Genomic DNA, 25,623 nt, shown 5'->3' with positions numbered 1-25,623 from the left:
CGCCGTCGGCGGCTCTCCGGTGCGCAGAGACGTCGAATGGGCACTGTGCTGATCGGCGCGGCTGCACTGGTTGCCGTCATCCTTGTTCATGCCCTTCTGGAGCGGCAGGCGTTTCGCCTCGCCGCTCTTGTCTTTGACACATACCAGGATCTGAAGCCGCGCGAGGCGACCGATCCGCCGGTCGCTGTCGTCGATATTGACGAAGCCTCGATCGCAAGACTTGGGCAGTGGCCTTGGTCGCGCCGCATCGTCTCGGACATGGTGACCTCGGCAAGCGCGCTAGGGGCTGCCGCCATCGGCTTCGATATCGTGTTTTCCGAACCCGACCGGACCGCGCCCATACGCATGGCCGAGGAAATGCGCCGACAAGGTGTGGCCCTCGATCTGCCGGCCAGCCTGTTGCCGGATCCCGACCGGCTGCTGGCCGAGACCATCAATGACGATCCGGTGGTGATCGGCATCGCCCTCACCAATGAGCACTCGTCGCCGGTGCCACCACCGAAGGCGGGTTTTTCCTTTCTCGGCGCCGATCCGTCTTCTCGCGTGAACGAGTATAGCGGCGCCCTGGCCAATCTCTCAGTGCTGACGGACGCCGCCGATGCGATGGGCTATTTCTCGTTTCCGCCGAGCTCCGACAACATCGTGCGCAGCTTCCCGCTCGTTTCGCGGGCGAATGGGCATCTCTACCCAGCGCTGTCGGTTGAGACGCTCAGAATTGCGCAGCAGGCCGGCAGCTACATCATCCGCACCGCCGGAACCGACGCCAATCCGGCCATTACCGATCTCAGGGTCGGCGCCCTCGACGTGCCGGTCAGCGCCGGGGGTGAGTTATGGATCTATTACTCAGGCATGCCGAAAATGCCGGTCATATCTGCGGCAGATCTCATTGACCCGGCAAAACGGGCGGCCATCGCGCCGCTGATCGAGGGCCGCATCCTGCTCGTCGGCACGAGTGCGGTCGGCTTGCGCGATCTGGTCGCCACACCGCTCGATCCGGCCATGCCTGGCGTCCGGGTCCATGCGGAGATCATCGACCAGATCACCAGCGGCATCTTCCTGCAGCGGCCGGACTGGATCACCGGGGCCGAACGGAGCGCGACGCTCGCCGCCGGCCTGATCATGCTGGCTGTGCTCTGGCTCGCGTCACCGGCGATTGGCGCGGCTGCGGCCGTTGTGCTGGCGACGCTCGTCGCCTCCGGATCGTGGATTGCCTTTTCGCACCATCTGCTGCTCTTCGACCCTTTGCAGCCCCTCTTCGGCATCGCCGCCATTCTTCTGACCACGCTGCCGCTGCTGCTGATGGTCAGCCACCGGGAAAAGCGCTTCGTGCGCGAGAGCTTCGGGCGCTATCTGGCGCCGGCCCTCGTGGAACGGCTGTCTGAACATCCCGAGGCGCTGAAACTGGGCGGTGAGGACCGGGAACTGACCATCCTCTTCTCCGATATCCGCGGCTTTACCGCACTTTCGGAGACGCTCGAGCCGACCGAGCTAACCAGCCTGCTCAACGGCTTCCTGACGCCAATGACCGATGTGCTTTTGAAGCGCGAGGCAACGATCGACAAGTATATCGGCGATGCGATCATGGCCTTCTGGAATGCGCCGCTCGACATTGCCAACCATCCGGCCAAGGGCTGCCAGGCGGCCCTCGACATGGTCGCCGCCGTCGATGCGCTGAACCGTGACCGGGGCACGCATCTCAAGATCGGCATCGGTCTCAACACTGGCATGGCCTGTGTCGGCAATCTCGGCTCAGACCAGCGCTTCAGTTATTCTTGCCTCGGTGACAGCGTCAACCTTGCCTCACGCGTCGAAGGCATGACGAAACTCTATGACCTGCCGGTGCTGGTAACGGAGGAGGTTCGCCTGCGCGCAGAGGGGTTTGTCTTTGCCGAAATCGATCTGGTGCGGGTGGTCGGACGCAAGGCGCCGGTGATGTTGCATGCGCTGATCGGGCAGGTAGGCGATCCGGCACTTGCGGTCAGCGCTGCCTTGCTCAACCGGCATGCCGGCCTGATTGCGGCCTGGCGCTCCGGCGATTTCGCGGCAGCGCGAGCAGCACTCGCCGATCTGGCGGAGCTGGCACGGCAAGAGCTGACGCCACTTTCCGGGCTGTTTTGTGGAACACATCGGATCTACCGCGAACGGCTGGAATCCTTGCCGGCTGACGCACCGGCCGACTGGGACGGCATTTACGCGGCCACACGGAAATGATGCAGGCGATGTGGCCCCTCGCCGATTGAACCTCTGCACGCCCGGACGTCTGCCAGGTCACGTGAAGGTCGTGAAGGGATCGTCGAGCGACGATCGAGCTTGGCGCTATTTGCGCTTCGCCTGCAGCACGGCCGTGCCGAGGCGTTCGATGGCGCGGCGGAGATTGTCGTTTTCGATACCCTCCATCATCTCGTCAAGACGACGGGCCTTCTCACCTTCCAGCTTGCGCGGCCGCCGCCGCTTGGGAGGAGCGGCAACCGGTTTCTGCACGATGCGGATCTGGCCGATTGCGGGATAGCCGAAGAAGCCGTTGATGCGCGACACGAGTTCATTCTGGGTGTGGGAGAGGAAGAGCGCGCGGGCGCCCTCGCAGGCAATGGTCAGCACGCCCGGGCGATGGCCGCCATCATCGGGCAGATCCGAGCGCCGGGGCCACGCGATCTTTTCCGGCCGGGTGCAATCGGCAAAGTTCTCGCCGACAATTTCATCCCAGGAGCCGAGCAATGCGGTATTGATGCCCGCACGGCGTGCCAGCACCGGATCAACGATGCCATTGGCTATCTCTGAAATCTGGTTGGCGCCGTAGCGCCTAGGCGGAGAGCTCATCTGTGATCGGATCCGGGGTGGCACTGACGGCTATGACGATGCCCGTCCAGAGAAAAAGCGCGTCATAGATGTCGTGGCCGAAGATGAAGTTGGTCAGACCACCGATAGCATAGGTCGCGACCAGAGAGAATGCGAGAAACAGCCGCCTTCCATAGAGCGTATTGCGTGGCGCGCGCCAGGCAATGTAGAGCGGCGATAGCAGCAATCCGAGCAAGGTGACCAGGCCCAGAACGCCATTATCGACCATGGCGGTCAGATAACCATTATGCATGTGCGAATAGGCATAGCCGAAGCTTTGGATGACCGCCCGACGGTTCTGAACGCCGTGACCTTCCAGAGGCGCATCGGCAATCGCACTCACGGCCTTCACCCAGATGTCCCATCTGACGGAATAGGATGCATCCAGTTCCACATGCTCGTCACCCATGGCTCTTTGTGCGACATCGTGGAAGCGTTTGTGGCTGCCTGAACCGTAGAGGCCGGCGATCACGAGTGTGGCCAATAAAACAAGCAGGCCGACGGCCTGTCCAATCCTTATCCTCTGGCGGAAAAAGGCGATTGCGAAGACGAGAGCACAGACCAGCGGAACCGGCATCAGACCCTTGGTTTGGGCAAGGAAGACACAGATGTAACCACTTACGAAGCCTGCACCCGCTAGAATTCGAAACCGTCTGTTGTCATCGAGAAGCCCGGCAAGCGATGTGACGCTCAAGAGTGCACTGGTCAATGCGAAGGGAATGGCGTTTCCGCTTCCGCCCTCGGCACGCTCTCCGAGCCCATATAGCTGGAAAAGCGCCAACGGCAGAACAGCGATGGCACCGATTGCAGCCCCCCTCCACAGTGCAGGCAGAAGGCCTTCCCCAGGCGAAATCGCAAGGCGCCACATTATGGGGATTGCTGCGAGGAACAGGATTTGCGGTGCAATCTTACGAAGCTCCACAAGAGGCTCCGTGAAGACTTCACCAAAATTTACAATGAAAAACAGAATGTTGACTGCAACGTACGCCAGAAGAACAATCGAGAAAATTGCAATGCCTGCGGAAAATTTCGGGCGGATGCGCCCGATGAGCACATAGACCAATGCCCAAAACGCCGACACAATCAGCAGTCCCGTGATCACAGACCCACCCAGCGCAGCCAGCACGAAAACTGCATAAATCGCCGCCAGGTTGTTTGCAGTCATCGATCTCTGGAATACATGCATGGATTACCACCTTCATTCATGCGCGACAGGTAGCGGCAAACGTGGCAGGCGACAAGACGGCAATCAGGGCGAGTGCCCTTCTCTCCTGGTACGACCGTCATCACCGCGATTTGCCGTGGCGGATCTCGCCGGCCATGGCCAAGCGTGGTGTCACGCCCGATCCATACCATATCTGGATGTCGGAGGTGATGCTGCAACAGACGACGGTTGCAGCGGTGAAGGCCTATTTTGCCAAGTTTACGCAGCGCTGGCCGACGGTGCGCGATCTTGCCGATGCGCCGAACGAGGATGTCATGGCCGCCTGGGCGGGACTTGGCTATTATGCCCGGGCGCGCAACCTGAAGAAATGTGCGGAGGCCGTCGCCTTCGAACATGGCGGGGTCTTCCCCGATACCGAGGACGGGCTGAGGGCGCTTCCCGGGATCGGCGACTATACATCGGCTGCGGTCGCGGCAATCGCCTTCAACCGGCCGGCAGCGGTGATGGATGGCAATGTCGAGCGGGTCATCTCACGTCTCTACGCGATCGACGCGCCCCTGCCCGGGTCGAAGCCGCAGATGAAGGCGCGCGTGGCCGAACTGACGCCGCAAGACCGGCCCGGCGACTTTGCCCAGGCAATGATGGATCTTGGGGCGACAATCTGCACGCCGAGACGGCCGGCCTGCGCGCTCTGTCCGTTCAACGACGTCTGTATTGCGTTGGCGACCGATGAACCGGAACGTTTTCCCGTGAAGGCCGCAAAGAAGGCGAAGCCGGTGCGGCTGGGGGCGGCCTTCATTGCGGTGGATCGCGACGGGCGGCTTCTTTTACGCAAGCGGGTGGAGACCGGTCTTCTCGGCGGCATGACCGAGGTGCCAACGACAGCCTGGACATCACGCATCGATGGCGAAACGGGAACGGAGGCCGCACCGTTTGTTGCCGACTGGCAGGCTGCGGGCAGCATCTCCCATGTCTTCACCCATTTCGAACTTCGATTGTCGATCTTCCGCGCCGGGCCGCTCGACGCTCCCGAGGGCGATCACGGTTTCTGGGTGCCGGTCACCGAACTTGATGGGGAAGCGCTGCCGACTGTCATGAAGAAGGCAATTGCGGCGGCTATTCCGACAGCCTTTCCAACACTTAAGGGATAACACATGACTGAGATCCGCCACATCGTCTTCGACATCGGCAAGGTGCTGATCCATTACGATCCTAATCTGCCGTTTTCGCGGATCATTCCCGACGATGCGGAGCGCGCCGATTTCTTTGCCAGGATCTGCACCCATGACTGGAACCTCGAGCAGGATCGCGGCCGCAGCTGGGATGAGGCCGAAGCGCTGCTGATCGCCGATTTCCCCGAGCGCGAAGCGCATATTCGTGCCTTCCGCAAGCATTGGGCCGAAATGGTGCCGCATGCCTATGACGACAGCGTTGCGATCATGACCGGCCTGATCGAAGCCGGCCGGGACGTGACCATGCTGACCAATTTCGCCGCAGATACTTTCAAGGAAGCGCGGCAGATGTATCCGTTCCTCAACGCGCCGCGCGGCGTCACCGTGTCCGGCGAAATCGGGCTGATCAAGCCGGATGTGGCGATCTACGAGCGTCATGCGCAGGATTTCGGGCTGGAGCCGGCCCGTAGCCTCTTTATCGACGACAGTCTGGCGAATGTCGAAGGCGCACGCGCTGCCGGCTGGCATGCGGTGCATTTTACAGGCGCTGAAAAGCTGAAAGCGGATCTCGAGGCGCACGGCGTCACGGTCTGAGCGGTGCCTAAGGCGCTGGCGCGGGCGGTGTTGGCGGACCCCAGCCCGCGCCAGATCGATCGCAAGCGACCGATGTCTGTGTGCCTTAGTGACCCCATCTTGCACGAAACTGGTCAGTCGTATGTGACCGTGCGCACTCAGCGCTCAAAATGGGACACCCGGCGCAAGAGACACCGGGTGAACACGACCGAGATGTGACCGGTATCACGCCAAATGGCGCCTTGGTCCTTATTCGAGGCCGGCCATACGGGCGCGGATGACGCTGCGCAGATCGTCGATCGGGCGAATCACGCCTTTCTCTTCGAAATGCCAGAAGGTCCAGCCATTGCAGGCATCCAGCCCCTGCACTTTGGCACCCAGGCGGTGGATCGAGCCGGCCTCGCCGCCGGAGACCAGCGTGCCATCGGCGCGGATGATCGCCGAATGGCGGCGTTTGGCATCGGTCAGAACCTGACCGGGCTTGACCAGACCGCTTTCGACCAGCGTGTTGAAGGCAACGCGTGCTTCACCCTTCTTGCCGGTCAGAACGGTCAGTTCGACCTTGCCGAGCGGTTCGACGGCGGCGATGCGGGCCGAGGCTGCATCGATGTAATCCTGCTCGCGTTCGATGCCGACGAAATGGCGGCCAAGACGCTTGGCAACGGCGCCCGTGGTACCGGAGCCAAAGAAAGGATCGAGCACGATGTCGCCCGGCTTCGTCGAGGCCATCAGGATGCGGGCAAGAAGCGCTTCCGGCTTCTGGGTCGGATGGACCTTCTTGCCGTCATCACCCTTCAGTCGCTCGCCGCCCGAGCAGATCGGGAAGAGCCAGTCGGAGCGCATCTGCACGTCGTCATTCGAGGCCTTCAGGGCATCGTAGTTGAAGGTGTAGCCCTTGGCCTTCGGATCGGGCGAAGCCCAGATCATCGTTTCATGCGCGTTCTGGAACCTGCGACCCTTGAAGTTGGGCATGGGGTTGGTCTTGCGCCAGACGATGTCGTTGAGGATCCAGAAATTGAGGTCCTGCAAGGTCGCACCGACGCGGAAAATATTGTGATAGGAGCCGATGACCCAGATGGTGCCTGTCGGCTTCAGCACGCGTCTGCAGGCAAGCAGCCAGGCGCGGGTGAAGGCATCATAGGCCTGAAAGGAGGCGAACTGGTCCCACTCGTCGTCGCAGGCATCGACCAGGCTCTGGTCAGGGCGGTGAAGCGCACCACCAAGCTGCAGGTTATACGGCGGGTCGGCGAAGATGACATCAACGGACTTGTCCGGCAGCGCTTCAAGGGCTGCAACGCAATCCCCCTTGATGATGCTGTCGACCCAGGAAAACGGGTCCGAAGAACGGCGGAGTTCGGCAATCGGGAATACAGAAGCCATCGGTTACTCACTCTTACGCTGACGCAGCACGGGGTTCGATGCTTATGGTTACCGAACTTGGTTACTGAAGGGTGAACGGGGCGTGAGATTTTGTGCGGCGGTGGGATGCGTCACCGCCGGAAGGCCGAGCCACAGGACGAACTCGCCAAGGGCAAGACACGGCAAAATGCCCTGATCGAAGGCGAGCAGTCCGGCGCGCCATTTCCGTTTGTTTTGAAGCGTTCGAAGCGCGCAGGTGGGGGCGTTCCTTTGGTATCCCCCTCATCTAGCGCTAAGCGCCATCTTCTCCCCGCTGGGGAGAAGAGGAGAATCACCGCCCAGCATCCCAGGCCTTGACCACCGTCTTCTTCGCCTGATCGCGCCACACCCGCATGAGATTGGCTCGCACCCATTCCACATCGACACGGTCCGGGCGGGCCAGCACCATGGGATAGGGCCTGTGGTGGTCTGTCGTGAAGAAGGTGTCGGGATCCAATTCAATCAAATGATCGCGCTCCTCGAAAGGCAGCTTGAAGACCGGGCAGCCATATTCGAGGTTCCAGAAGAGCATGGCCTTGCCATTGACCTTGAATGAGGGATTGCCCCAGGACGAGGTCTCCTCGGTGCCGGGCAGCGCAAGAATGATCTCGCGGATCGTGTCGAGGGTGATCATGGCGTGGCCTCCGGCGTATCGTCTAAAGTCTGCCAGAGGTTGCAGGTCGTGTCATCCACCTCAGCTTTGCCGGCCGTCACCCGTCACGTGCTGCGAAAAGATAGCGCATGCCTCAAGGCGCGACCCGCACGCCCAGATAGCCTTCCTCCGCCACCGTGTCGCACAATCCGCTCCATTCGCAGCCCGAACAGGCGCTGCGGATCTCGCCGGTTGCGAAGGTTTTTCTGAGATGCGCCAACAGCGTGGCCGACGGCGTGATGCGGGCGCCTGGGCCAAGCGGGCCACCCAGAAGCCGAGCCACCGATGCTTGCGCTTGCGCATCGCGGGCCGTCACGCTTGCGCCATGGCAATGGGCCTCGGGATCGGCGGTGAGTGGGGCGCAGATGTCATCGGGGCCTTCGATGAGTTCGATCTCTTCACCGGCCGAAAGCCGGGCGGCGATCCGCTCGTAATTCTCCACGAAGGTTGGAGAATAACCCTTGCCGACATAGGTCAGCATGCAGAGGAGATGATGGGGGCGAAGGCGGATGGTCATGCAGGCCTCAAGAGCGGCCGAGCGAGCTTAGAGCCGGCGCGGCACAAGGAGAGCCATGTGCATGGCTTTCCCTCCCTTAAAGCAGAGTTTCTCCGCTTGTCGAGTTTACCGGTGACCTCGCACCTCCCTCACCCATACAGAGGCCCGGGCAATGCCGTCGCGACCCGTCAGGACGAACCGCGACGGGCTGAGATCAATTCAGGCTGTCGATGAATTCGACCTTGCCGGTGGCAATGTCATAAACGGCCGCAACCACCTGGACTTCGCCTTTTTCGACCAGTTCGCGCATGATCGCACTTTCATTGGCGATCCGGACGGCGCCGCTGATCGCGTTGCGACGAACCGTGTCGGCGATCAAATCAGACGCGCCGGCGCTGCGGGCGGCGATGGCGGCGGGAAGGATCGGCTGGATCATCTTGCCGATCGAACCGCCGGGCTCGCTGCCCTTTTCCACTTCCTCGCAAGCCGCGCTCACGGCACCGCACTTGCTGTGGCCCATGACGACGACGAGCGGCGACTTGAGGTGCTCTGCGCCGTATTCGATGGTGCCGAGCGCACCGGTGTCGAGCACGTTGCCGGCATTGCGGACGACGAAGAGTTCACCGAGCGTTGCCCCACCGAAAACCAATTCCGGGCTGACACGGCTGTCTGAACAGGTGAGAATGGTTGCCCAGGGATGCTGGCCACCAGTGAGTTCGCCGCGCAGCGAGGCGAGGCCTGCAGCACAGGCATCGGCATCTTCGACGAAGCGGCGATTGCCTTCCTTGAGTTTGGCGAGCGCTTCAGCCGGCGAACTGACTGGTTTTGTTGGCGTCCGGGCAGCCGCCGTTGTCGCGCCGCCGGTCAGGGCGGCTGCGGTGAGGCCTACGCCGGCGAGGCCTGCAAGCTTGAAGAGATTGCGGCGGTTAAGGCCATTGGTTTCGCATTCCTGGCACATATTCGATGTCCTGTTGACGAGTATAGGCGCCCTCGGCGCCGGAGGGGAACTCGCTCCGCGATGGCGGCAAAATTGTGATGCTTACTTACAATTATACTTACCTTGTTCTTTCGATAAGCAAGTAGTGTGGCTGCGCGCGTCGACACGTCACAAACGCCAGGTCAGCTCTTGTGAACAAACCGACCATTCGGTATGTTTGAGGGATCACTCAATCGAGATCGCTGCCATGAACCCTCTCCTGCCCGCCTATGGCGCGCTTGCCGCCGCCATCCTGCTCGAAGTCATCGGCACGACGTTGCTGCAGAAGTCTGACCAGTTCAGCAAATTCCTGCCGACAGCCGGCATGATCGCCTTCTATGCCGCGTCCTTCTACCTGCTCAGCCTTGCACTGCGCAGCATGCCGCTGGGCGTCGCCTATGCCATGTGGAGCGGGCTTGGGATCGTGTTGACTGCTGCGATCGGCTTTTTCGTCTTCAAGCAGACGCTGGATGTGCCTGCCATGATTGGTATCGGGCTGATTATTGCCGGTGTTGTCGTGATGAACACGCTGTCCGGGTCGGTATCCCATTGAGCGCGCCGGCTGACAGCGCCTATCGGCGTCGCAAGCAGCCGGAACAGGTGCGCCGGGCGCTGATTGACTGCGCTGCCCGGATTGCGGCGGAAGACGGGCTCGGCCGCCTGACACTTGAGGCGGTGGCACGGGCAGCGGGCGTGACCAAGGGCGGTCTGCTGCATCATTTCGACAGCAAGCAGGCCCTGATTGCGGCCCTCTTCGCCGATCTGCTCGGGAAGCTCGGCGACGAGATCGCGCAGAGCATGGAGACCGACTCGAAAGCCGAGGGACGGTTTACACGGGCCTATGTGAGAGCCTGTTTTACCGATCGCCTGATCGGTGCGCAGAGCCTGTGGGCGGCCCTCTCGGTGGCGATCCTTTCGGAACCGGCACTCCGGGCCCTTTGGTCTGACTGGCTCGATGAACAGCTGACGGCGCATCGGCAGACGGATGCAGACCCGGCACTTGCCGTCGTGCGGCTTGCGGCCGACGGGGTCTGGCTTGCCGACATGCTGGAGCGGGACCGGGCGCTTGAACGCTATCCGCAAGATTTAGAGACACGGCTGCTGGCGCTTGCCGGCGGCTGACACTGGCGCGGTGTGCGCGTCTGCTGGCCGAAGAGCTGCCATGCAGCCGCCTGCATTGTCCTTCAGGGCGTGATCGTGTAGGGAGGCGCCATCCTCGAACATCACCACGGATTGTCCAGCATGAGCGGTTTCGACCTTATCCTTTTCGATTGCGACGGCGTGCTCGTCGATTCCGAAATCATCGCCGCCAAGGTCGAATCGAAGCTGCTCAACGATGCCGGCTACCCGATCTCGGTGGAGGAAATGGGCGAACGTTTTGCCGGCATGACCTGGAAGAACATTCTTCTGTCGATCGAGAAGGAAGTCGACATTCCGCTGTCTGCCAGTCTCATCGACAAGTCGGAGCAATTGCTTGACCAGCGGCTTGCCCGCGAGGTGAAGGCAATCGAGGGCGTGGCCTTTGCGCTCGCACGGCTGAAGACCCCACGCTGCATCTGCTCCAATTCGTCTTCGCAGCGGCTCGACATGATGCTGACCAAGGTCGGCCTCAAGGAAGCCTTTGCGCCGCACATCTATTCCGCCAAGGATCTCGGCGCCGACCGCGTCAAGCCGAAGCCGGATATCTTCCTGCATGGCGCCAGCCAGTTCGGCGTCAGCCCTTCGAAATGCATCGTCATCGAAGATTCCGTGCATGGCGTGCATGCGGCCCGCGCCGCAGGCATGCGGGTTGTCGGCTTTACCGGTGCCTCGCACACCTATCCTTCGCATGCCGACAAGCTGACGGATGCGGGCGCTGAAACCGTGATCGCGCGGATGACCGACCTGCCGGGTGTCGTTGCCGCCATGGCCGAATGGGAAGGCGCCTTCTGAGGCGCTGAACCTCCTCAGAAACGGAGATTTGTCTCAAGTTCGGATTGTCAGCGCGCCGGGCAGGATTTCTGCAACGAAACCGCCCCGGATCGGCATCTCGCCGTCAACCTCGACGGGGAAACGTGCCGTGTCAGTCGGTCGGAACTCGACGCGGCGGCCGCGATGAAAGCTCAATTGCGGATGGCCGACATGGCCAGCCTTATAGAGGCTTTTCAAAAGACGGATCAGCCCGCTTACCCTCTCCTCCCGCATCACCGCCACATCGAAAAAACCATCTGCAACGTCTGCCTCCGGCGTGACATGCATGCCGCCGCCGAACCAGCCGCCATTGGCAACGGCCGTCAGCGCCAGGCGGCCGTCATGCACCTTCATGCCGTCGATGAGAACATCGAACGTGTAAGGGCGGTAGCGCAGAATGGTGAGCAGCGAAAAGACGAAGAAACGCACCGGGCCGGAGAGCCAGCGTCTGGCACCGGGCGCATTCACCCTTTCAACGATCTCGCCGGAAATTCCGACACTGGCGATGTTTGCGAAGTGGCGGTGGAATTCTTTCCCCTCGGCATCGCGGGCCGTGATCCGGCCGGCATCGATCTGACGCGGGGCGGATGCTGCAATCCGGGCGGCCAGTTGCTGCGGATCGGCCGGCAGGTCGAAGTTTCGGACGAAATCGGAGCCGGTGCCGAGCGGCAGAAATGCGAGGGGTGTTTCCGGCCGGCTCGATGACAGGATACCGTCGACGACATCGCTGATCGTGCCGTCACCGCCAGCAGCGATCACGAGGTCCACGCCAGAGGCGGCGAGATCCATGGCGAGCCGGCGAGCGTCTCCGGCTGAACGGCTTTCATGCACGGTGAGATCGGGAAACTGCTGTCGGAAGGCGTCAAGCGCCCGGGCCCAGCGGACCGGCTGGCCATTGCCTCCGGCCACCGGATTTCTGACAATCGCGACCATCAATTCCGCATTCCCCAAAACTCGATCTCGTCGCGCCACATGGAACCATGCAAGGCGCGTTGCGACAGATCTAGTACAGATAAGGGTCGGAAAACAACCTCCTGTATTCGCGAGGTTTTCCAGCAGTCAGCGGCGCCCGCCCGCCAGTCGCCGGGAGACGGGATCCCGTCGCAACAGGAGCATGGCAAGGGTGCCGATCGCGGGACCAGGCACAAGGAAAAGGAAGACCCATTGCCAGCTGCCAAGGGCGGTGGCGAGCACCGGCATCAGCCAGATCGCCAGAACTGTCAGCAGGAAGCCGACAGCCATCTGCAAGGAAAGGGCGGTGCCGACCAGATGCTGATCGGAAAGTTCGGTCACGGCTGCGGAGAATTGCGCGGAATCGCCGATGATCGCCGCGCCCCAGACCAGGATGACGAGAGCAAGCAACCAGGCGGGACCCGTGAAGACAAGGCCGACCAGTGCGGCACAGGTGCCAGAGGCAATCATCATGCCGGCGGTGGTCGCGGTGCGGCCATAGCGGTCGGAGAGCACACCGCCCGCGAAACAACCGAGCACGCCGGTCGCAATGGCGGCGAAGGTGAGCATGGAGGCTGCCGATTGGGAGAGGTGCGACAGGGCGGGCGCCGACCTCAGATAGGTCAGCAGCCAGCCCCACATGGCATAGAGTTCCCACATGTGACCGAAATAGCCGAGATTGGCCAGGAGCAGCTTGCGATCCGTCATCACTTCGCGGATCTGGCCGAGGCGAAAGACAGCGCGGGAAAAGGGGTAAGGCCCCTCACGGACCAAGGTTGCGAAGAGCACGGCGGCCGCGACCAGCGCAAGGCTGGATAAGGTAACGACGACCTGCCAGTCGATTGCCCCGGCAAAGGCCCGCGTCAGATGCGGCAGGGCCGATCCTGCCGTCAGCGCTGCTATCACGGCAGCGAGCGCCAGCCCCCGGCCTCGAACGAACCAGGTGGCGGTCAGCTTCATCGCCGGCGGATAGATGCCGGCCAGCGCCATGCCTGTCAGGATGCGACTGGCGAGCGCGAGTTCAGGCGACGGCGACAGAAGAAGAGTGGCATTGGCGATGGCAGCAACAAGTGCGGCCATCGCCATCAGCCGGTTGAGACGGACGATATCCGGTAGATTGACGAAGCTCGACAGAAGCGCGCCGGTGACGAAGCCGATCTGCACGCCATTGGTCAGCCAGCCGGACATGGCCGGTGAGAGCGACCAGAGGCGCACGAGGTCCGGACCGATGGCCGTTGCGGAAAACCAGGCGGTCATCGAGAGGACGACGGCGAGGCACAGGATCGACAGGTGACGAAGCGCGCCCTTTCCTTCAGCCACGATGCACCCGATGGCTGGCGGCGATATGGCTTTGCGGCAGGCGCGGTGCACCGAAGAGTTTCTGGCGCAGCGGGCCTTCGGCATAGGCGGTCTTATAGACACCCTTTTCCTGCAGACGGGGGATGACGAGTTCGATGATGTCATCGAAGCATTCCGGGACCACCGTACGCGACAGGTTGAAGCCATCGACGCCGGTATCCTCCACCCAGTCAACCAGCCAGTCGACCACCTGATCGGCAGAGGCGACCAGCGGCGGCTGGCGGCTGCCGAGCACCATCTGCTCAAGCAGCTTGCGCTTGGTCCACTGCGGCCCGGCGGCGCGGTCCATGGCCTTGATGTTGGAGGTGATCGCCTGGCTCTTGGCCGTTTCGACAGGCTCATCCAGATCGAACTTGTCGAAATCAATGCCCATGGAGGCGGCCGCGTGGGTGAGTGCCGCCTCGGAACTCACATAGCGGCGATAGTCTTCAAACTTGTCGCGGGCTTCCTTGTCGGTTCGGCCGGTGACGATGGTCGCGCCGAGAAAGACCTTGATGTCATCCCCGCTTCGGCCGAGTGCTTCAGCGCGGGCGCGGATATCGCCGACGATCTCGCGAACGCCGTCCTTCTTCTGGCCGTTGACGAAGACGCATTCGGCATGGGTCGCGGCGAAATGCCGGCCACGCGGCGAAGACCCGGCCTGATAGAGCACAGGGCTTCGCTGCGGCGAGGGTTCGCTCAGATGCACCGCATCGACACGGTATTGCCGTCCATGATGGTGGACGGCGTGGACCTTGGCGGGATCAGCATAGAGATGGGCGGCGCGGTCTGCGACCACGGCATCATCTTCCCAGCTGCCCTCCCAGAGCTTGTAGACGACCTCCATATATTCATCGGCCAGATCATAGCGATCGTCATGGGCCATCATGCCGTCCAGCCCGATGGCGCGGGCCGCACTGTCGAGATAGCCGGTGACAATGTTCCAGCCGATCCGTCCTCCCGTCAGGTGATCGAGCGTGGCCATGCGGCGGGCAAAGAGGAAGGGCTGTTCATAGGTCAGGTTGGCGGTGACGCCGAAACCGAGATGGCTGGTGACCGAGGCCATAGCCGGCACCAGCATCATCGGGTCATTGACCGGCACCTGCACCGCGCCGCGCAGGGCGGGTGCCGGACTTCCGCTCAGCACATCGTAGATGCCGACGACATCGGCAAAGAAGATGCCGTCGAACAGGCCCTTTTCCAGCCGCTTTGCATAATCGGTCCAGTAGCCAAGCCGATTGTACTCCATCGAGCGGTCGCGCGGATGGGCCCACAAGCCCTGCTGGATATGGCCGATGCAGTTCATGTCGAAGGCATTGAAATGGATCTGGCGTGGCACGGACAGCGCTCCCGTTAGAGATGGTGGGATCGATGACTTGCCTGAAGCCATCCCCTATCGTATTCTTTCGTCCACTATAGAAGACGAAGTCTTTGCAGTTTGGCAAGAGGGATTGGATGACGGACAAGGAAGAGGCAGGCATGGATGCGGATGACGGGGGCCAGGGCCGCGCCATTGCTGCGCGCATCCGGCTGGAGCGCGAACAGCGCGGCTGGTCTCTCTCCGAGCTTGCGACGCGGTCCGGTGTTTCCAAGGCCATGATCAGCAAGGTGGAGCGGGTGGAAGCGAGCCCGACGGCAACGGTGCTCGGGCGGCTTTCCGGCGCCTTCGGCCTGCCGCTGTCTGCACTTCTGGCACTGGCGGAGCGCGATGCCGAGCGGCTGGTGCGCCATGCGAGCCAACCAGTCTGGACCGATCCCGCCACCGGCTATACGCGGCGCACCCTCTCACCTGGTAATGGCGGTCATCTGGAATTGCTGGAGGTCGTGCTTCCGGCGGATGTCGAGGTCCCCTACCCGGCTTCGGCCTTTACTTTCCAGCACCAGCAGATCTGGGTGATCGATGGAGAGCTCGATTTTATCGAGGGTGAGCGGCAGCATCAGCTCAAAGCCGGCGACTGCCTGCAACTTGGGGCGCCGGTCGATTGCGTCTTTGCCAATCGCTCAATGCTGCCGGTGCGCTATCTCGTGGCGCTGACGCGGCGGGGCTGACCCTGCCGCATCCAGCGATTCGAAATGGCTTATTTCTTCTTCTTCGCTTTGCCGTCGTCAAAGCCGATATGGACACGGGTCAGGCCAGAGACATTGCCGGGAACGGTGACGGCGCGGCTGTAGATGAACTGGGTCGGCTGGTTGACGTCGGCAATGGTGACGCTGAATGGCTCGACCTCGGAATAAACCTGCTGATCGCCATCGATGACGGTGATGCGGACCGGAAGGTTGATCGTGCCGGCCTTACCCTGCGGGCCCGAAACCAGACGGCCCTGGGCCAGCACATTGACGGTCAGCGTGGATTCGGTGCGCGAGCAGGAGCGCGTCGTATCGGCAATCGAGGCCTGGTAGACCACCTGGGTCGGATCATTGTCCTTGCCACGCGCATAGACGCGGTGAACGGTCGTGCCGTCGCGAAGCGCAACCTGCGGGCAGAAACCCTGGACGAAAGCATCGGAGCCAACTGGGGCGGCAGCGGTCGCGGCCGGAGCGGCCGGCTGAGGTGCCGGCTGGCCCATGAGGCCGGATACGGGATTACCGGTATTGCAACCGGCGAGAGCCATCAGGAGCGAAACGGCCAGAACACCGCGCGACATGACTAGGGACACCAGACTCCACCTTCCGCATGCTCGGCCTCGCAAGGCCGGAAAAACAGTCCAATTCACGGGTTTTCACGCCCGGCGCCGATGGTCTATAGCAGCGGTGCGGCGAAAAATCGATTGGGTTGCCGGCAATTTGCGTGGATTTTCGATTGCGCGCAAGAGAGTGGTACGCACCGCCCTTCGCGCCGCGAAAAACACAATGCGCCGGCTTGCGAAATTCAACGGACCGGACTGGCGCAAAACGGCAAACCTCTTTATCGGAAACGCCATAGGTTCTTCAGGACATCGGCTGCGACTGTTCAACTTCGAGGATAAGCGACGTGGAATACATCTCGACCCGCGGAGAGGCCCCGAGCCTCGGCTTTTGTGACGCTCTTCTGGCAGGGCTTGCCCGCGACGGCGGCCTTTATGTGCCGCGTGAATGGCCACAGATGTCGAAAAAGGCGATCCGCGGCCTGCGTGGCAAAAGCTATCAGGACGTCGCCTTCGAGGTTCTCCTGCCCTTTACCAATGGCGAGATCGAGCCTTCCCTCTTCCGCAGCATGATTGACGAGGCCTATGCCACGTTCAAGCATCCGGCCGTGGCACCGCTTGTGCAGACGGGGGCCAATTCCTTCGTGCTCGAGCTTTTCCACGGCACCACGCTGGCTTTCAAGGATGTCGCCATGCAGCTGCTCGCGCGGCTGATGGACCATGTACTGGAGACCCGGGGCGAGCGCGCCACCATTGTCGGCGCGACCTCCGGCGATACGGGCGGGGCGGCGATCGACGCCTTTGCTGGCCGCGCGCGCACCGACATCTTTATCTTCTTCCCGCATGGCAAGGTTTCACCCGTGCAGCAGCGCCAGATGACCACCTCGAAGGAAGCCAATGTTCACTCGATCGCCGTCGAAGGCAATTTCGACGACTGCCAGAACCTGGTGAAGGCGATGTTCAACGATGTCGCCTTCCGCGACCGGGTGAAACTGTCGGGCGTCAACTCGATCAACTGGGCCCGCATCATGGCGCAGGTTGTCTATTACTTCACTGCCGCCGTGGCGCTCGGCGCGCCGGACCGCAAGGTATCGTTCACGGTTCCGACCGGCAATTTCGGCGATGTCTTTGCCGGCTATGTGGCCAAGAAGATGGGCCTGCCGATCGACAAGCTGGTGATTGCGACGAACGACAACGACATTCTCGCCCGCACGATGAAGACCGGGCGCTACGAGATGAAGGGCGTGTCGGCCACCACGTCGCCGTCGATGGATATCCAGATATCCTCGAATTTCGAGCGACTTCTGTTTGAAGCCTATGGCCGCGACGCCGCCGCCATCCGTTCGTCGATGGAAGGATTGAAGCAGTCCGGCGCCTTCGAAATCCAGCCGGATGCGCTCAAATTCATCCGCAAGGATTTCCGCGCCGGCCGCGCGACACAAAAAGAAGTGGCAAAGACCATCCGAGCCGTGCTTGACGAGACTGGTTATCTGCTCGATCCGCATACGGCCGTCGGCGTGCATGTCGCGAAGAAGTTCGAAAAGCCGCAAAGCCCGATGGTTGTGCTTGCCACTGCCCATCCGGCAAAATTCCCGGCGGCAGTAAAATCGGCCTCCGGTATTGACCCCGCGCTTCCGACATGGCTTGCTGACCTGATGGATAGGGAGGAGCGCTTCGAGGTTCTGTCGGCGGACTTGAAAACCGTCGAGAATTTCGTCGGCAAGCGTTCTCGTGCCGCCCAGTAGGAAGCGCAGAAAGACGGACCATGAGTGTTGAGTGCACCCGGCTACCCTCGGGTTTGACTGTCGTTACAGAAAACATGCCGCATCTTGAAAGTGTGGCATTGGGAACATGGATCAAGTCCGGGTCACGCAACGAGACGGAGAGCGAGCATGGCATCGCGCATCTGCTCGAGCATATGGCCTTCAAGGGGACCAGCCGACGCTCTGCCCGTCAGATTGCCGAGGAAATAGAGAATGTCGGGGGCGAACTGAATGCTGCGACCTCGACCGAAACGACCTCCTACTACGCCCGCGTGCTCAAAGACGACGTACCGCTGGCCGTCGACATCCTCACCGACATCCTGACGGATTCCGTCTTCGATGAAGAGGAACTGGCGCGCGAAAAGCATGTCATCCTGCAGGAGATAGGTGCTGCCGACGACATGCCTGACGATGTCGTCTTTGACCGCTTTTCCGAACGGGCCTTCCAGAACCAGACGATCGGGCGCAGCATTCTCGGCACGCCGGAGACGGTGAACTCCTTCACCAGCGACCAGATCCGCGGCTATCTTTCGCGCAATTACACCACGGACCGCATGTTTGTCGTGGCGGCCGGCGCAGTGGACCATGACGCCTTCGTCAAACAGGTCGAAGAGCGGTTTGCCTCGCTGCCGACACAGCCGTCCGCGCCGCCCGTCATGGACGTTGCCCGCTATACCGGCGGTGAAGCGCGTGAAGAACGCGACCTCATGGACACCCAGGTCCTGCTCGGTTTCGAGGGCAAGGCCTATCACATGCGTGACTTCTACTGTTCGCAGATCCTGGCCAATATTCTGGGCGGCGGCATGTCGTCCCGTCTGTTCCAGGAAGTGCGCGAGATCCGCGGCCTTTGCTATTCGGTCTATGCCTTCCATTGGGGCTTTTCCGACACCGGCATCTTCGGCATCCATGCCGCGACCGGCGGCGACAATCTGCCGGAACTCGTGCCTGTGATCATCGAGGAGCTGCGCAAAGCGTCGCAATCGATCGACCAGCAGGAAATCGAGCGCTCGCGTGCCCAGATCCGGGCGCAGCTTCTGATGGGCCAGGAAAGCCCGGCCGCACGTGCCGGCCAGATCGCCCGCCAGATGATGCTCTATGGCCGGACCATTCCGAACCAGGAAATGATGGAGCGCCTTGCCGGAATTACCACCGAGCGCCTGACCGACCTTGCCGGACGGTTGTTCTTCGACACCGCACCGACGCTGTCGGCCATCGGCCCGGTTGACCAGTTGGTGTCGCTTGACGAAATCGCCGGCCAGCTATCGACGACATCGCCGGGAAGCCGCAAGGTCGCAGGCTGAACCTGCCGCACTCAAGTTTGGCCGGTGGATATTTCCGCCGGCGTCCACGGGGATAGACGATGACGCGCTCGGTCTTTCGGTTTCTGTCGCGGCAGCCGGAGCCACCGGTTCTATCTGGGCGTCAGGTGACGCTCAGACTTCCCCGTTTTCGTGACTTCGATCAGTGGCACAAACTGCGCCGGGAGAGCCGCGCCTTTCTGCAGCCCTGGGAGCCGACCTGGCGTGCCGAAGACATGACCGAGCGCGCCTTTCGCCAGCGCGTGATCCGCAACGAACAGGAATTCATCACCGGCATGGCCGTGCCGTTTTTCCTGTTCCAGACTGAGACCGATGACCTTCTCGGCGGATTGACGATCGGCCTGATCCGGCGTGGGGCGGCGCAAAGCTGCATGATCGGATATTGGATGGGCGAGTGCCATGCGGGCAAAGGCCACATGTTTGCCGCACTTGAGCTGGCAATACCCTATATGTTCAAGGTGCTCGAGTTGCACCGGATCGAAGCAGCCTGTATTCCGGACAACGTCAACAGCCTGCGCCTATTGGAAAAGACAGGTTTCGAGCAGGAAGGTCTCTTGCGGGAATATCTCAAGATCAACGGAGAATGGCGCGACCATCTGCTGTTTTCCAGGCTGAGCGAAAGCCCCTCGTCACGCAAAGGCAAGTCGGGCGGATGAAAAGCTTGCGAAACACAGGATACCGGATGCCACGTCTTTACACTCACGCGCTATCCGGCCTGATGGCACTCGTCTTCTGGCTGACCGCGACGATGGCGCAGGCCGTAGAGCCGGTGAAGATCGCCCGTGACGACAACGCGCTCGACCTGACCGGCACCACCGAAATCTACACCAACCAGGGCGAGGCCTTCCAGGTTTCGACTGCGGCCGGCGCCGATGGCATTCGTCGCCGCATCGAGGTGCGTTCCAGCACGCCCGAGCATCAAGGTGACTGGGCTGTCTTTGCGCTCGCCAATGTCTCTGAAGAACAGCTGGAACGCGTGATCGTTGCGCCGCATTTCCGCCTCTCCGGCTCGAAGATGTTCTGGCCCGATCTCGGCTCGCAGCGCATCATGGCGATCACGCCGTCGGAAGGCTTTGCGCTCGACCGCGTAGCAAGCGCGGATGCCGACGTCTTCCGCATCACGCTCAATCCGGGCACGGTGATCACCTTCGTCGCCGAACTTGCGACACCGGAACTGCCGCAGATCTATCTGTGGGAGCCGGACGCCTACAAGGATACGGTCAACGCCTTTACGCTTTATCGGGGCATCGTGCTCGGCATTGCCGGCCTGCTCGCGGTCTTTCTCACCATCCTCTTTGTCGTCAAAGGCACATCGATGCTGCCGGCGGCGGCGGCCCTTGCCTGGGCCGTGCTTGCCTATATCTGCGTCGACTTCGGCTTCCTCGAAAAGCTGATTTCGCTGACGGCGAGCGATATAAGGGTCTGGCGTGCGGGGGCTGAAGTGGCGCTTGCCTCCTCGCTGGTGATCTTCCTCTTTACCTATCTCAACCTCAATCGCTGGCATGTGCATCTCGGCTATGCGACGCTTGCCTGGGTGCTCGGCCTTGCCGTTCTGTTCGGGGTCGCCGTCTTCGATCCCTCGATCGCCGCCGGTATTGCCCGCGTCTCCTTTGCGCTGACCGGCGTGGCCGGTATCGGTCTCATCATCTATCTCGGCATCAACCGCTATGACCGCGCCGTGCTTCTTGTGCCGACCTGGGCGCTGATCCTGGTCTGGCTGTTTGCCGGATGGCTGACGGTGACGGGCCAGCTCGACAACGATATCGTCCAGCCGGCGCTGGGCGGCGGCCTTGTTCTGATCGTTCTCCTGATCGGCTTTACCGTCATGCAGCACGCCTTTGCCGGCGGCGCCTATCAGCAGGGCCTGTTTTCCGACCTCGAGCGCCAGTCGCTGGCGCTGACCGGCTCCGGCGATACCGTCTGGGACTGGGACGTGGCCCGCGACCGGATGGTGACGAGCCCTGACATTTCCATGCGCCTTGGCCTGTCGCCTGGCACCATGCACGGCGCTGCACGCAATTGGCTGCCGCGTCTGCATCCCGATGACCGCGACCGCTTCCGCGCGACGCTCGACGTGCTTCTGGAGCACAGAAAGGGTCGGCTCAGCCATGAATTCCGGATTCGCGCCGAAGACGGTCACTATCACTGGCTAAAGATCCGGGCGCGGCCCGTGCTGGGGTCGAATGGCGAGGTCATCCGCTGCGTCGGCACGATCATCGACGTCACCGAGCAGCGCAATTCGATCGACCGGCTGCTGGCCGATGCCATGCATGACAACCTGACCGGCCTGCCCAACCGCGAGGTTTTCCTCGATCGGCTGCAGGCCATCCTGTCGATTGCCGGCAGCACCGAGGCCGTGCGCCCGACCGTGCTTGCGATCGATATCGATCGCTACAAGACGATCAATGACTCGCTCGGGATCGCGGCTGGCGACAATATCCTGATCGCCATCACCCGCCGCCTGCGCCGTCTCCTGAAGCCGCAGGATACGCTGGCGCGTCTTTCCGGAGACGAATTCGGCCTGATCCTCGTCTCGGAGCGCGACCCGGCCAAGATCGCCGATTTTGCCGATGCGATATCCAAGGCGATCATGGTGCCGATCAACTTCGCCAATCGCGAGATTGAACTCACCGCCTCGATCGGTCTTGTTTCTTGGATCGACCAGCAGGAAAGCGCGTCCAGCCTGCTGGCCGATGCGGAGCTTGCCATGTACCGGGCCAAGCGTGCCGGGGGCAATCGCGTCGAGCCTTTCCGCCCGGCTTTCCGAACCGTCAGCACCGACCGGCTGCAGCTGGAAACGGATCTGCGCCGCGCCATCGAGCGCAAGGAGCTCTCGGTCGCCTATCAGCCGATCGTGCGTCTCGGCAATGGCGAGATTGCCGGCTTCGAGGCGCTGATGCGCTGGGATCACCCAAAGCGCGGCAATATCCCGCCGCTCGAATTCATCCCGATTGCTGAAATGACCGACCTGATCGGTCCGCTTGGCATGTTCGCCCTCGAACGCGCCTCGACCGACCTGATGGACTGGGAGCGCCAGACCGGCGAACTGCCGATCTTCGTTTCGGTCAATCTCTCTTCGGCCCAGCTGATTTCCAGCGAACTCTACAATGACGTTCGTGCGATGCTGACCAAGACCCAGTGCGATCCGAGCCGGATCAAGCTGGAACTGACGGAAACGGTGGTCATGGAGAACCCGGAACAGGCACGCCTGATGCTGGAGAAACTGAAGGCGACAGGCATCAGCCTGGCGCTCGACGATTTTGGCACGGGCTATTCCTCGCTCTCCTACCTCACCCGCTTCCCCTTTGACACGATCAAGCTCGACAAGGCGCTGGTCTGCGACCAGTCCGACAAGCGCTCGGTGCTCTTGCGCTCCGTCGTTTCCATGGCACGCGGGCTCGACATGCAGGTGGTGGCTGAGGGCATCCAGTCCGATCAGGACGCGGCCGACCTTGCGATGATGGGCTGTGAATTCGGCCAGAGCTACCTGTTCGGCCCACCGCTGGGCGCCGAGTCCGTGTTGCGGCTGCTGAAGGAACGCTTTCCGCTGATGAAGCGGGCGTGAGGTTTCAACCCCTCACATGCGCTGGAAAGCAATGTGCAGGCCAAGGCCGCAAGCGAGTGCGACGCGGCCTTACGCGTGCCCCACATCCATCGATAGCATGGCGGGGTTGATGCCCATCATGGCAAGCGCTCGGTCATATTTGTCGTCGAGGAAGCGATCGAAGATCAGGTCTTCGGTGGCGGCGCAATGGAGCCAGCCGTTGCGGGCAATCTCCTGTTCGAGCTGGCCTGGCCCCCAGCCCGCATAACCGAGCATCATCGTGGCGTGGCGCGGTCCGCGGCCGTCGGAAATGGCGCGCACGATGTCGAGCGTGGCTGTCAGCGAGATATCGTCGCTGACGGGAATGGAGCTGTCGGAGAGATAGTCGTCGGAATGCAGGACAAAGCCGCGGCTCTGATCGACCGGGCCGCCGCACTGGATCGGGAAATGGCGGGCGTGATCCGGCAGCATGATCGCATCATTGCGGTCGATGAGTTCCAGATGCAGCAAAAGATCGGCGAAGGTGACCGGTTGCGGGCGGTTGATGATGAAGCCCATGGCGCCGGCATCCGAATGGGCGCAGATATACACGACGGAGCGGGCGAAATCGCCACTCGTCACGCCGGGCATCGCGATCAGCAAATGGCCGTCGAGAAATCCCCGTTCCGTCAGTTCCATTTTCGACGACGGTGCCATGCCTGCCTCCTTGGTGTGCCATTCGGCAACCGGCTTGCTGCGTGGTTGAATGTGGTCTGAATATGAAACATGGGGCAGAAGCCCGTTGCGATCAACCCAAAATGATGTGACCCGCGCGAGCTTGACTGGCAAAGGCAGGGACAATCTTCTAGAGCCATTGCGGTTCAACCGGTATCGGCAGGTCCATGATCGTCTCGCGCATCACATTCCGTCTCGCCGTTTTCGTCCTCGGTCTCTGTGGCCTTGTCAGTTCGGCCAGTGCCGCCAGCAGTGACTGGGCGGTGAACGAAGGCGGCCGCATGCGGCTGATCCTGCTTGCTCCCGACGAAAGCGGCGACCGTCAGGGCGCGCTGGTGATCGAGCCTCAGCCCGGCTGGGTTACCTATTGGAAGGAGCCAGGCGATGTCGGCATTCCGCCCTCGCTGACGGTGCCTCCGGGGGCGCCCTATGCGGTTGAGCATATCGCTTTTCCAGTGCCGAAACTGCTCGATGCAGGCGATATCCGCGATGTGGGCTATGACGCACCGGTGGTCCTGCCGCTCACACTGTCCGGGAGCACGGCAGACATGCCGGTGACGCTTCATGCCTTTATCGGCGTGTGCCTCAATATCTGCATACCGTTTCAAGCCGATCTCACTGTCGCGCCTGCGGTCAATGCAGCCACCAGCGCGGAGGAGCAAGCGCTGATTGCCGATGCGCGGAGAAAATTGCCGCAAGCGCCCTCCCCCGAGTTTTCGGTCAAACAGCATGTGCTGCAGCCCGATCTGAAGCAGTTCGACGTGACGCTCACCATCCCACCATCCGCGACCCCGCCAAGCTTCTTCCTCCGCGGGCCGAGCGGCTTCGTCTTCGTCAAGGGCACATTCACCACGACGGCCACAGGGGACACGCAGTTGTCCATTCCGATCCGCAAACTGCCGAAGAATTACAAACCCTCGGGCAAGACCTGGGACCTGCTGGTCGTTGCTGGCGAGCGGGCCATGGAAACAACACTAACCCTTGAGTGACTTGCCCCGGCGGGCTTGTCCTCGACCGCCTTGCCTTTAAGGAGCCGCCTTCTATATTCGCCCACGATCCGATGACCGGCATAACCGGCATCCCAACCGGAACGAGGGACGATTTTCATGACCATTGCAATCGGCGACAAGCTGCCCCAGGCGACCTTCAAGGAAAAGACGGCCGACGGCGCAGCCGAGATTACAACCGAGCAGCTGTTTGCGGGCAAAAAGGTCGTACTTTTCGCCGTTCCCGGCGCCTTCACCCCAACCTGCACGCTGAACCATCTGCCTGGCTATCTCGAAAACCGCGATGCGCTCATGGCGCGCGGCGTCGACGACATTGCGGTCGTCTCGGTCAATGACTGGCATGTTATGGGCGCCTGGGCACAGCATTCCGGCGGTATGGGCAAGATCCACTTCCTCGCCGACTGGGATGCCTCGTTCACCAAGGCGCTCGGCCTTGACATGGACCTGTCTGCCGGCGCGCTCGGCGTGCGCTCGAAGCGCTATTCGATGCTGGTTGAGGATGGCGTGGTGAAGAGCCTGAACATCGAGGAAAACCCGGGCCAGGCCACCGTATCCTCGGCTGCGACCATGATCGAGCAGCTCTGATCGACTGTATCCGTCTTGAAACCGATGAGGCCGTCCGCTCTGCGGGCGGCCTTTTCATTGGGGCGAGGCCCGCAAGCAAACCTCAGCAGGCGAGGTCGAAGACCAGGATGCCGGCCAGACCGCCATCCGTTGCCCCGACAATGCGCTCACCGACTTCGACATGTTTCGGATGCTTGAGATAATAATCGCGGACCATCTCGTCCTCGAAGGTGACGATGAAGCCGTCATTGTAGCCGCCGCTCAAGCCTTCCGGCGAGACATTGGCTCCCGCCTTCACCTGCAGCATGCCCGGCACCACGTCCTTCAAGGCAGCGATCGCGGCATAGATCGCCTGCTTCTCGGCCTCCTGAACGGCCGACTTGAAGCGCAGGAACACGCAGTGCTGGATCATGGAAGTCTCCCGGTTTGTGTTTTGCCGGAGCATAGGGAGAATGGGGCAAAGGGCAAGGGCGGGCCGATGGGTGACGTGACCGGTGAAGGTCTTGAAACGCGCATCGGTTATGTCTGCCGGGATCGAAAAGGACCGCTCATACGGACATTCATCCAGCTACGTCCGTGGCA

At 61.8% G+C, this 25,623-nt stretch carries 25 protein-coding genes; 13 read left to right on the top strand and 12 right to left on the bottom strand.

Going from position 1 to position 25,623, the window contains the following annotated elements:
- The first annotated feature begins 36 nt into the window (after nucleotides 1–36).
- Entirely contained in the window at nucleotides 37–2,211 is a 2,175-nt protein-coding gene (locus ACSV9I_RS06880) for a CHASE2 domain-containing protein (RefSeq protein WP_438328043.1), read from the top strand.
- A gap of 105 nt (nucleotides 2,212–2,316) precedes the next feature.
- On the opposite strand, the gene ACSV9I_RS06875 is transcribed toward ACSV9I_RS06880, so the two are convergent.
- Nucleotides 2,317–2,817 carry a DUF721 domain-containing protein gene (locus ACSV9I_RS06875; RefSeq protein WP_054156644.1) on the bottom strand — a complete coding sequence of 167 codons (501 nt, stop codon included), beginning with the start codon at nucleotides 2,815–2,817 and terminating at the stop codon, nucleotides 2,317–2,319.
- Nucleotides 2,801–4,000, bottom strand: a complete 1,200-nt coding sequence (locus ACSV9I_RS06870) for an O-antigen ligase family protein (protein WP_438328041.1) — start codon at nucleotides 3,998–4,000, stop codon at nucleotides 2,801–2,803. The genes ACSV9I_RS06875 and ACSV9I_RS06870 overlap by 17 nt, the downstream gene beginning before the upstream one ends.
- A 62-nt stretch (nucleotides 4,001–4,062) precedes the next feature.
- Here ACSV9I_RS06870 and mutY point away from each other — a divergent pair, with 62 nt between their 5' ends.
- Together mutY and ACSV9I_RS06860 are read left to right on the top strand one after the other, a co-directional pair.
- Nucleotides 4,063–5,151, top strand: a complete 1,089-nt coding sequence (mutY, locus tag ACSV9I_RS06865; RefSeq protein WP_438328040.1) for an A/G-specific adenine glycosylase — start codon at nucleotides 4,063–4,065, stop codon at nucleotides 5,149–5,151.
- 3 nt (nucleotides 5,152–5,154) lie between these two features.
- Nucleotides 5,155–5,766 carry an HAD family hydrolase gene (locus tag ACSV9I_RS06860; protein WP_438328039.1) on the top strand — a complete coding sequence of 204 codons (612 nt, stop codon included), beginning with the start codon at nucleotides 5,155–5,157 and terminating at the stop codon, nucleotides 5,764–5,766.
- Nucleotides 5,767–5,994: 228 nt separating this feature from the next.
- Here the strand turns inward: ACSV9I_RS06860 and ACSV9I_RS06855 are convergent, their stop codons facing one another.
- The 4 genes from ACSV9I_RS06855 to ACSV9I_RS06840 form a co-directional block, all read right to left on the bottom strand.
- A complete protein-coding gene (locus tag ACSV9I_RS06855) occupies nucleotides 5,995–7,125 on the bottom strand; it encodes a site-specific DNA-methyltransferase (RefSeq protein WP_438328038.1) in 1,131 nt (376 codons plus the stop codon).
- Between the two features lie 310 nt (nucleotides 7,126–7,435).
- On the bottom strand, nucleotides 7,436–7,777 hold the full coding sequence (locus ACSV9I_RS06850) for an MmcQ/YjbR family DNA-binding protein (RefSeq protein WP_438328037.1): 342 nt from the start codon (nucleotides 7,775–7,777) through the stop codon (nucleotides 7,436–7,438).
- A 112-nt stretch (nucleotides 7,778–7,889) separates the two neighbouring features.
- Complete coding sequence (locus tag ACSV9I_RS06845; protein WP_438328036.1) at nucleotides 7,890–8,312, bottom strand: DUF1284 domain-containing protein; 423 nt, start codon at nucleotides 8,310–8,312, stop codon at nucleotides 7,890–7,892.
- 193 nt (nucleotides 8,313–8,505) lie between these two features.
- Nucleotides 8,506–9,249 carry a carbonic anhydrase gene (locus ACSV9I_RS06840; protein WP_438328035.1) on the bottom strand — a complete coding sequence of 248 codons (744 nt, stop codon included), beginning with the start codon at nucleotides 9,247–9,249 and terminating at the stop codon, nucleotides 8,506–8,508.
- A gap of 226 nt (nucleotides 9,250–9,475) precedes the next feature.
- Between ACSV9I_RS06840 and ACSV9I_RS06835 the strand changes: the two genes are divergently transcribed.
- From ACSV9I_RS06835 to ACSV9I_RS06825, 3 genes are all read left to right on the top strand, one after another.
- On the top strand, nucleotides 9,476–9,820 hold the full coding sequence (locus ACSV9I_RS06835) for a DMT family transporter (RefSeq protein ID WP_438328034.1): 345 nt from the start codon (nucleotides 9,476–9,478) through the stop codon (nucleotides 9,818–9,820).
- Nucleotides 9,817–10,389: a TetR/AcrR family transcriptional regulator gene (locus ACSV9I_RS06830; protein WP_438328032.1), complete on the top strand. Its 573-nt coding sequence runs from the start codon at nucleotides 9,817–9,819 to the stop codon at nucleotides 10,387–10,389. Before ACSV9I_RS06835 ends, ACSV9I_RS06830 begins: the two co-directional genes overlap by 4 nt.
- A gap of 120 nt (nucleotides 10,390–10,509) precedes the next feature.
- A complete protein-coding gene (locus ACSV9I_RS06825) occupies nucleotides 10,510–11,199 on the top strand; it encodes an HAD family hydrolase (RefSeq protein WP_438328031.1) in 690 nt (229 codons plus the stop codon).
- A 33-nt stretch (nucleotides 11,200–11,232) separates the two neighbouring features.
- Here the strand turns inward: ACSV9I_RS06825 and ACSV9I_RS06820 are convergent, their stop codons facing one another.
- The 3 genes from ACSV9I_RS06820 to ACSV9I_RS06810 form a co-directional block, all read right to left on the bottom strand.
- Nucleotides 11,233–12,150 carry a diacylglycerol/lipid kinase family protein gene (locus ACSV9I_RS06820; RefSeq protein ID WP_438328029.1) on the bottom strand — a complete coding sequence of 306 codons (918 nt, stop codon included), beginning with the start codon at nucleotides 12,148–12,150 and terminating at the stop codon, nucleotides 11,233–11,235.
- A gap of 126 nt (nucleotides 12,151–12,276) precedes the next feature.
- The gene (locus tag ACSV9I_RS06815; RefSeq protein ID WP_438328027.1) at nucleotides 12,277–13,488 is read right to left on the bottom strand and encodes an MFS transporter; all 1,212 of its coding nucleotides are present in this window, start codon (nucleotides 13,486–13,488) and stop codon (nucleotides 12,277–12,279) included.
- Complete coding sequence (locus ACSV9I_RS06810) at nucleotides 13,481–14,845, bottom strand: LLM class flavin-dependent oxidoreductase (RefSeq protein WP_438328026.1); 1,365 nt, start codon at nucleotides 14,843–14,845, stop codon at nucleotides 13,481–13,483. The genes ACSV9I_RS06815 and ACSV9I_RS06810 overlap by 8 nt, the downstream gene beginning before the upstream one ends.
- 116 nt (nucleotides 14,846–14,961) lie before the next feature.
- Here ACSV9I_RS06810 and ACSV9I_RS06805 point away from each other — a divergent pair, with 116 nt between their 5' ends.
- Nucleotides 14,962–15,555 (top strand): helix-turn-helix domain-containing protein, encoded by a 594-nt coding sequence (locus tag ACSV9I_RS06805; protein WP_438328025.1) that lies wholly within the window; start codon nucleotides 14,962–14,964, stop codon nucleotides 15,553–15,555.
- A gap of 29 nt (nucleotides 15,556–15,584) precedes the next feature.
- Here ACSV9I_RS06805 and ACSV9I_RS06800 read toward each other — a convergent pair whose 3' ends face one another.
- On the bottom strand, nucleotides 15,585–16,163 hold the full coding sequence (locus ACSV9I_RS06800; RefSeq protein ID WP_438328024.1) for a hypothetical protein: 579 nt from the start codon (nucleotides 16,161–16,163) through the stop codon (nucleotides 15,585–15,587).
- A gap of 305 nt (nucleotides 16,164–16,468) precedes the next feature.
- Between ACSV9I_RS06800 and thrC the strand changes: the two genes are divergently transcribed.
- The 4 genes from thrC to ACSV9I_RS06780 are packed head-to-tail and all read left to right on the top strand — an operon-like array spanning nucleotide 16,469 to nucleotide 22,777.
- Complete coding sequence (gene thrC / locus ACSV9I_RS06795) at nucleotides 16,469–17,875, top strand: threonine synthase (protein ID WP_438328534.1); 1,407 nt, start codon at nucleotides 16,469–16,471, stop codon at nucleotides 17,873–17,875.
- Nucleotides 17,876–17,895: 20 nt separating this feature from the next.
- Nucleotides 17,896–19,194, top strand: coding sequence for a M16 family metallopeptidase (locus tag ACSV9I_RS06790; RefSeq protein WP_438328023.1), 1,299 nt, complete (start codon nucleotides 17,896–17,898; stop codon nucleotides 19,192–19,194).
- 59 nt (nucleotides 19,195–19,253) lie between these two features.
- Nucleotides 19,254–19,868: a GNAT family N-acetyltransferase gene (locus ACSV9I_RS06785; RefSeq protein WP_438328021.1), complete on the top strand. Its 615-nt coding sequence runs from the start codon at nucleotides 19,254–19,256 to the stop codon at nucleotides 19,866–19,868.
- 26 nt (nucleotides 19,869–19,894) lie between these two features.
- Nucleotides 19,895–22,777: an EAL domain-containing protein gene (locus ACSV9I_RS06780; protein ID WP_438328020.1), complete on the top strand. Its 2,883-nt coding sequence runs from the start codon at nucleotides 19,895–19,897 to the stop codon at nucleotides 22,775–22,777.
- 69 nt (nucleotides 22,778–22,846) lie between these two features.
- Here ACSV9I_RS06780 and ACSV9I_RS06775 read toward each other — a convergent pair whose 3' ends face one another.
- Nucleotides 22,847–23,452, bottom strand: coding sequence for a YqgE/AlgH family protein (locus ACSV9I_RS06775; RefSeq protein WP_054156807.1), 606 nt, complete (start codon nucleotides 23,450–23,452; stop codon nucleotides 22,847–22,849).
- 185 nt (nucleotides 23,453–23,637) lie between these two features.
- On the opposite strand from ACSV9I_RS06775, the gene ACSV9I_RS06770 reads away from it, so the two are divergent.
- Both ACSV9I_RS06770 and ACSV9I_RS06765 read left to right on the top strand, forming a co-directional pair.
- Nucleotides 23,638–24,459, top strand: a complete 822-nt coding sequence (locus ACSV9I_RS06770) for a protein-disulfide reductase DsbD domain-containing protein (protein WP_438328019.1) — start codon at nucleotides 23,638–23,640, stop codon at nucleotides 24,457–24,459.
- Between the two features lie 117 nt (nucleotides 24,460–24,576).
- Nucleotides 24,577–25,062, top strand: a complete 486-nt coding sequence (locus ACSV9I_RS06765; RefSeq protein ID WP_054156626.1) for a peroxiredoxin — start codon at nucleotides 24,577–24,579, stop codon at nucleotides 25,060–25,062.
- 82 nt (nucleotides 25,063–25,144) lie between these two features.
- Here ACSV9I_RS06765 and ACSV9I_RS06760 read toward each other — a convergent pair whose 3' ends face one another.
- On the bottom strand, nucleotides 25,145–25,453 hold the full coding sequence (locus ACSV9I_RS06760; RefSeq protein WP_054156625.1) for a Dabb family protein: 309 nt from the start codon (nucleotides 25,451–25,453) through the stop codon (nucleotides 25,145–25,147).
- Nucleotides 25,454–25,623: the final 170 nt, after the last annotated feature.

It is taken from the genome of Rhizobium sp. G187 (genome assembly GCF_051549525.1).
Classification (GTDB): Bacteria; Pseudomonadota; Alphaproteobacteria; order Rhizobiales; family Rhizobiaceae; genus Allorhizobium.
This window is presented reverse-complemented; position numbering and strand designations above follow the sequence as displayed.